Raw genomic sequence first — 7,163 nt, forward strand, 5'->3', positions numbered from 1 at the left:
GAGCTCAGGCCGGCTCCCGCGCCTCGTCACGCACCGGCCTCGGCACCTCGGAGATCTCCGCCAGGGTCGCCTCGATCCACGCCTCGGTCTCGGCCAGCACTTCCTCCGGCGTTCGCCCTGCGGTCTCGATGGGCTCGCCCACCACCAGCGTCAAGCGTCCCGGATTCTTCACCCAATGGCGGCCCGGCCAGCGCTCGCCGGCGTTGTGGGCCACCGGCACCACCGGCACCCCGGCACGACAGGCGATCACCGCCCCGCTCTTGTTGTAACGCTTGCGGCTGCCAGGAACGACCCGAGTGCCCTCGGGGAAGATCAGCACCGACAGCCCCTCCTCCAGGCGCCGCTTGCCCTGGGTGAGCACCTGCTTGATGGCCCGTGAGGGGCGTGAACGATCCAGGGCGATGGGGTGCAGCAGCCGCAGGCCCCAGCCGAAGATCGGCAGATTCAGCAGTTCCTTCTTGAGCACCGTGCACACCGGCGGATGCAGCAACTGCAGGTAGACGGTCTCCCACTCGGACTGGTGGTTGGCCAGTATCACGCAGGGCCCGGCGGGCAGATGCTCTCGCCCGCGAAATTCATAGCGCACCCCGACCACCAGGTGGAACCAGCTGATGATGAAGTGGTTGTAGAGGTTGAGCAGCCGATAGCGGGAACCGAGCGGCAGGAAGGGCGCGGGCGGCAGGAAGAGCACGCCGCACACCAGCATGGCGGTGAAATAGCCCAGGTAGAAGAGCAGGCTGCGCAGCACGTTCATGACCCGCTCTCCTCCTCGCCACATGCCGGGGTGTTGGCCCGGCACCAGGCGTCCAGCATGTTGCTCAGCTCCAGCCGCCAGGGCTTCTGGTGCACGCCGAACACCTCCAGCACCCGCCGACAGTTGAGCACGCGGCGCAGCGGATGATCGTGATGGTGGTGCAATGCGCGCAGAGTGCCCAGTTCGCGATGATCGCCGCGCCCTTCCAGGCGAGTGGCCAACTGAGTACGCACCACCGAGACGAAGGTATAGACGCTCACCGGCTCGGTGCCGGCCAGATGGTAACTTCCCCAGGCATCGGCACCACACTGCTGCTGTTGCAGCATGCCGATCAGCGCCAGGCCCACCGCATCCGCCGAGGTCGGGCAGCAGGTCACGTCGGCCTCGCCGCGTACCTCCCCGGCGGTGATCAGGGTATCGATCAGCTCGTTGAGCCAGGCGTGACTCCCCTCCAGGGCGAACAGCGGCCCCAGCCGGACGATCAGGTGATGCGGATGCTCGGCGCGGATCCGGTCGCCGGTGGCCACCAGCCGCCGCAGGCTCTCGTCACGGGGCCGCGGAATCACGTGCTCGTCGATGGGCTCGGCGAAACCATCCTCGTAGAGCTGGTCGGAGACGCACCACACCAGCGGGATATCCGCCTGGCGGCACGCCTCCAGACAACGCTCCACCGCCTCGGCGTGGGCCGTCACCTCCGCCGGCGCGGCGACGATCGGCCGCGACAGCGGCGGAATCACCAGGGCATCCGGCGCCACCTCCGCCAGCCAGGCGGGATCCAGCTCCAGGCCCTCCTCGATGGTGAGCTCGGTATCCGAGCGGCGGTTGGCCTCCCGGGCCAGGGCCAGGCTCAGGCAGTGGCCGGCATCCAGTACCAGCAGCTTCACGCGCGCACCTCCCTCGGCATGCCGTCAGCGAAACGACGAATCAGAACGGGATCTCGTCATCGAAGTCGTCGAAGCTGCCCGGGTCGGGTGCCCCGAAGTTGCCGCCCTGCTGCTGGCCGCCGCCAGGCTGGCCGCCCTGGGCAGGACGCTGCGGGGGCTGCTGGGCAGGCTGCTGCGGGGGACGCTGCGGCGCTCCACCACCGAAGCCACCGCCCTGCTGGGGTGCCCCGCCCGGCTGACCACCTCCCTGGGGCTGGCCACCATAGCCGCCCTGCTGAGGCTGGCCGCCATAGCCACCCTGCTGGGGCTGACCACCCGCAAAGCCGCCGCCCTGGAAGTCACCACCACCGCGGGAGTCGAGCATCTGCATGTCGTTGACCACGATCTCGGTGGTGTAGCGATCCTGCCCGTCCTGCCCCTGCCACTTGCGGGTCTGAAGGCGGCCTTCGACATAGATCTTGCTGCCCTTCTTGAGATACTGCTGGGCGATCTCGGCGGTCTTGTTGAACAGCACCAGGCGGTGCCACTCGGTACGCTCCTGGCGCTGGCCACTCTGGCGGTCCATCCAGGTATCGGTGGTGGCCAGGTTGAGGTTGGCGATGGCAGTGCCGGAGGGGCTGAAGCGCACCTCGGGATCCTGCCCCAGATTGCCGATGAGGATGACCTTGTTGATGCCACGGGCCATGAGGGACTCCTTGTGATCTTGAATACGATGTCTTGAGTACGTTGTCTTGAGCACAGCGCCATGGATGCGCTGTCATGCATACATCGTGTCGCGGGCCGGGGCCGCCGCCTGGCGCCCCGCGCCATGAAGTGAAGGGCACGCCGTCAGGCGTGCTCCCTTCCCGTATCGATCAGTCTTGCCAGCGCCTCCTCGTCGAGGCGTTGGCGATCCACCTTGAGATAGGCCAGGCGCTCCTCGGGGACGATCAGCACGTCCTCCACGCCGGCCACCTCGGCGAACCTGGCCATCAGGGTCTCCAGGGCATCATCGCCGTGATCGTCGTCGAGTGCCACCACCTCGCTGACCAGATGCGGCGGCTGACGCATGCCTACCATTACCGCCAGCCAGGCCGCGGTCAACGCGGCGGCACCCAGGAAGACGGCCGGCAGCCCCCACTGCTGGGAGAGCGCCCCGCCGAGCACGCCGCCCAGGAAGGCCCCCAGGAACTGGCTGGTGGAGTAGACCCCCATGGCGGTGCCCTTGGCCCCGGCCGGGGCCAGCTTGCTGATCATCGACGGCAGCGTGGCCTCGAGCAGGTTGAAACCGATGAAGTAGAGCAGCAGCCAGCCGAGCAGGCCCCATAGCCCGGCGCCGGCCCAGGTCATGCCCAGCAGGCTGGCCAGCATCGCCGTAATGGCCAGCAGGCACATCGCCTTCATCTGCCGACGCTTCTCCGCGACCACCACCAGGGGCACCATGCCGACGAAGGCCAGCAGCATCACACCCAGGTAAGCCAGGCCGTGACGCTCGGTGGGGAGCCCCGCGTCGAGCAACCGGAACGGCACCGCGACGAAGATCGCCATCAGCACCAGATGCAGGGCGAAGATCGAGAGGTCCAGGCGCAGCAGGTCGGGCCGACCCAGGGTGCGGCCCAGCTGAGCGCGGTCGATGCCCACGTCGCGGTGACGCAGGCGACGCGGCGCAGGGGGCACCAGCCGCCACAGCACCGGCAGCCCCAGGGCAGCCAGGGCGGCGGTGAACCAGAACACCCCGGAGAGGCCGAAGTGGCTCGCCACCAACGGCCCCAGCACCATGGCCACGGCGAAGGCTACGCCGATGGAGAGGCCGATGGTGGCCATGGCCGCGGTGCGCACCTGTTCACGGGTCTGGTCGGCAAGCAGCGCCATGATCGCTGCGGCCACCGCACCGCTGCCCTGCAGGCAGCGACCGAGGATCACCCCGCCGATGGTATCGGCCATTGCCGCCACCACGCTGCCCAGCAGGAACAGCACAAGCCCGGCAGCGATCACCGGCTTGCGTCCCAGGCGGTCGGAGAGCAGCCCGAAGGGGATCTGCAGGGTGGCCTGGGTCAGGCCATAGATACCCAGCGCCAGCCCCACCAGCAGCGGCGTGGCACCGGCCAGGTCGTCGGCATACAGCGCCAGGACCGGCAGCACCATGAACAGGCCCAGCATGCGGGTAGCGTAGAGACCGGCCAGACCGGTGATGGCGCGCCGTTCGGCGGGGAGCAGCAGCCCGGAGACCTTGCGCATAGACGTAGCGAATCTTCCCTGGAGGGGCGCCAAGCGCCCAAGAGTGGACCGCCTATTCTAGCGGTTTGCCACCTGCCGGGGAAAGCCGGCATCCACGACCGCTTTGCCGCCGCCGGGAGCCGGCCCGTATAATCGATCTTTTGCCGCGCTCTTTTGCCGAGCTCATGAGGTGGGAATGGACAGGATTCTGGTCAGGGGTGCGCGCACCCACAACCTGAAGAATATCGACGTCGAGCTGCCCCGCGACAGGCTGATCGTGGTCACCGGGCTCTCCGGCTCGGGCAAGTCATCGCTGGCCTTCGACACGCTCTACGCCGAGGGGCAGCGTCGCTATGTGGAGTCGCTCTCCACCTATGCCCGCCAGTTCCTGTCGATGATGGAGAAGCCCGACGTCGACCATATCGAGGGACTCTCGCCGGCGATCTCCATCGAGCAGAAATCCACCTCCCACAACCCGCGCTCCACCGTGGGCACCATCACCGAGATCTACGACTACCTGCGTCTGCTGTTCGCCCGCGCCGGCACCCCGCGCTGCCCGGAGCATGGCGAGGACCTCGAGGCACAGACCGTCTCCCAGATGGTCGACCAGGTGCTGGCACTGCCCGAGGGCAGCAAGCTGATGCTGCTGGCCCCGGTGGTCAAGGGACGCAAGGGCGAGCACCTGCAGCTGCTCGCCGAGCTGCGCGCCCAGGGCTTCGTGCGCGCCATGATCGACGGCCAGGTGCTGGAGCTCGACGACATTGCCCCGCTGGAGAAGACCCGCAAGCACGATATCAGCGTGGTGGTGGATCGCATCAAGGTGCGCGAGGGCCTGCAGCAGCGCCTGGCGGAGTCCTTCGAGACGGCACTGGGCCTCGCCGACGGCGTCGCCATGGTCCACTTCATGGACGGCGAACAGGAGGACATCGCCTTCTCGGCACGCTTCGCCTGCCCGGTGTGCGGCTACTCCATCGCCGAGCTCGAGCCGCGCATGTTCTCCTTCAACAACCCGGCCGGCGCCTGCCCGACCTGCGACGGCCTGGGGGTACAGCAGGTGTTCGACCCCGACAAGCTGATCAGCCACCCGGAGCTCTCCCTGGCCGAGGGCGTGATCAAGGGCTGGGACCGGCGCAGCGTTTTCTACTTCAACCAGCTCCAGGCGGTAGCCGACCACTACCGCTTCACCCTTGAGACACCCTGGCAGGAGCTGGCTCGTCACGAGCGTGAGGTGATCCTCCACGGCAGTGGCCACGACGACATCGCCTTCCACTACGTCAACGATCGCGGCCGCAAGGTGACCCGGGAGCACCCCTTCGAGGGCGTGCTGCCCAACCTGCAGCGCCGCTACCGCGAGACCGAGTCGAGCATGGTGCGCGAGGAGCTCGCCCGCTACATCGCCGTGCAGCCCTGCCCGGCCTGCGAGGGCAGCCGCCTGCGCAAGGAGTCACGCCACGTCTACATCGACGAGCACACCCTGCCGGAGATGGTGCGCCTGCCCATCGGCGAGGCCTGGCGCTACTTCAAGGAGCTCGAGCTACCTGGGCGTCGCGGCGAGATCGCCGTCAAGATCGTCAACGAGATCCATGCCCGGCTGGAGTTCCTGGTCAACGTGGGCCTCGACTACCTCAACCTTGAGCGCAGCGCCGAGACCCTCTCCGGTGGCGAGGCCCAGCGCATCCGCCTGGCCAGCCAGATCGGTGCCGGCCTGGTAGGCGTCATGTATATCCTCGACGAGCCCTCCATCGGCCTGCACCAGCGCGACAACGACCGCCTGCTGCAGACCCTCGAGCGCCTGCGCGACCTGGGCAACACCGTGATCGTGGTGGAGCATGACGAGGACGCCATCCGCGCCGCCGACCACGTGCTCGACATCGGCCCGGGGGCCGGAGTCCACGGCGGCCGGGTCATCGCCCAGGGCACCCCCGAGGAGGTCATCGCCAACCCCGAGTCGCTCACCGGCCAGTACCTCGCCGGCACCCGGCGCATCGAGGTCCCGCCCTGGCGGATTCCCGGCAATCCGGAGAAGGTGGTGCGCCTCTCCGGCGCCCGCGGCAACAACCTCCAGGACGTCACCCTCGAACTGCCGCTGGGGCTGTTCGTGTGCGTCACCGGCGTCTCCGGTTCCGGCAAGTCGACACTGATCAACTCGACCCTGATGCCCATCGCCGCCCGCGAGCTCAACCACGCCACCAGCCTGACGCCGGCGGCCCACGATGGCATCGAGGGCCTCGATCAGCTCGACAAGGTGATCGACATCGACCAGAGCCCCATCGGGCGCACGCCGCGCTCCAACCCGGCTACCTATACCGGCATCTTCACGCCGATCCGCGAGCTCTTCGCCGGCACCCAGGAGGCGCGCTCGCGGGGCTACAAGCCCGGTCGCTTCTCCTTCAACGTCAAGGGCGGGCGCTGCGAGGCGTGCCAGGGCGAGGGCATGATCAAGGTGGAGATGCACTTCCTGCCCGACATCTACGTGCCCTGCGACGTCTGCAAGGGCAAGCGCTACAACCGCGAGACCCTGGAGATCGCCTACAAGGGCAAGAGCATCGACGAGGTACTGGGGATGACCGTGGAGGAGGCCCTGGAGTTCTTCTCGCCGGTACCGGCCATCGCCCGTCGCCTGCAGACCCTGCTCGACGTGGGCCTCTCCTACATCCGCCTGGGGCAGAGCGCCACCACCCTCTCCGGCGGCGAGGCCCAGCGCGTCAAGCTGGCCCGGGAACTGGCCAAGCGCGACACCGGCAAGACCCTCTATATCCTCGACGAGCCCACCACCGGGCTGCACTTCGAGGACATCCGCCAGCTGCTTACCGTGCTGCACCGCCTGCGCGACCACGGCAACACCATCGTGGTGATCGAGCACAACCTGGACGTGATCAAGACCGCCGACTGGATCGTCGACCTGGGCCCCGAGGGCGGCGGCGGCGGCGGGCGCATCATCGCCGAGGGCACCCCGGAGCAGGTGGCGCGCAACGAGGCCTCCCACACCGGCCGCTTCCTCAAGCCGCTGCTGGAGCGGGCCAAACACTCACGAAAAGAGACAGCAGGCACGACTTGACGCGACACCGAAGCGAGCGGCGTCGGGGACAGGCCTGGAGGGGGTCCTACGCCAGGGGTGAGAAGCACTGCTTCGAACGGGCTGGCCATGGATGGCCAGCACCGGTCCTGCAAGCGTAGCAGGACGCGAGAGCGAAGCAGGGCGTCGGTAGCGCCCAGGGATGATGAGATGGTCTCCTCCCTCTTTAGCGGCGTCGCAATGCGCCAGAATGGAAGAGACATCCATTCAAGGATCGGGCGATCCGAAGGAGGAGACCATGAATCAGCATACT

5 protein-coding genes are annotated in these 7,163 nt (G+C 67.9%); 1 reads left to right on the plus strand and 4 read right to left on the minus strand.

Features of this window, described 5'->3' with window-relative positions; genetic code table 11:
• Positions 1-4: 4 nt before the first annotated feature.
• From LWH48_RS11375 to LWH48_RS11390, 4 genes are all read right to left on the minus strand, one after another.
• Positions 5-754, minus strand: coding sequence for a lysophospholipid acyltransferase family protein (locus tag LWH48_RS11375; RefSeq protein ID WP_232912656.1), 750 nt, complete (start codon positions 752-754; stop codon positions 5-7).
• Positions 751-1,638, minus strand: coding sequence for a sugar nucleotide-binding protein (locus LWH48_RS11380; RefSeq protein ID WP_232912657.1), 888 nt, complete (start codon positions 1,636-1,638; stop codon positions 751-753). The genes LWH48_RS11375 and LWH48_RS11380 overlap by 4 nt, the downstream gene beginning before the upstream one ends.
• A gap of 40 nt (positions 1,639-1,678) precedes the next feature.
• Positions 1,679-2,323 carry a single-stranded DNA-binding protein gene (gene ssb, locus LWH48_RS11385; protein ID WP_232912658.1) on the minus strand — a complete coding sequence of 215 codons (645 nt, stop codon included), beginning with the start codon at positions 2,321-2,323 and terminating at the stop codon, positions 1,679-1,681.
• Positions 2,324-2,466: 143 nt separating this feature from the next.
• A complete protein-coding gene (locus tag LWH48_RS11390; RefSeq protein ID WP_232912659.1) occupies positions 2,467-3,855 on the minus strand; it encodes an MFS transporter in 1,389 nt (462 codons plus the stop codon).
• 175 nt (positions 3,856-4,030) lie between these two features.
• On the opposite strand from LWH48_RS11390, the gene uvrA reads away from it, so the two are divergent.
• Positions 4,031-6,892: an excinuclease ABC subunit UvrA gene (gene uvrA, locus LWH48_RS11395; RefSeq protein WP_232912660.1), complete on the plus strand. Its 2,862-nt coding sequence runs from the start codon at positions 4,031-4,033 to the stop codon at positions 6,890-6,892.
• Positions 6,893-7,163: the final 271 nt, after the last annotated feature.

Source organism: Halomonas sp. G15 (genome assembly GCF_021282295.1).
GTDB classification, from domain to species: domain Bacteria; phylum Pseudomonadota; class Gammaproteobacteria; order Pseudomonadales; family Halomonadaceae; genus Halomonas; species Halomonas alimentaria.

What these genes read in the sequence shown, in the direction of transcription:
- LWH48_RS11375 (WP_232912656.1), bottom strand. Translation starts at nt 754, where the DNA reads ATGAACGTGCTGCGCAGCCTGCTCTTCTACCTGGGCTATTTCACCGCC.
- ssb (WP_232912658.1), bottom strand. Translation starts at nt 2,323, where the DNA reads ATGGCCCGTGGCATCAACAAGGTCATCCTCATCGGCAATCTGGGGCAG.
- LWH48_RS11390 (WP_232912659.1), bottom strand. Translation starts at nt 3,855, where the DNA reads ATGCGCAAGGTCTCCGGGCTGCTGCTCCCCGCCGAACGGCGCGCCATC.
- uvrA (WP_232912660.1), top strand. Translation starts at nt 4,031, where the DNA reads ATGGACAGGATTCTGGTCAGGGGTGCGCGCACCCACAACCTGAAGAAT.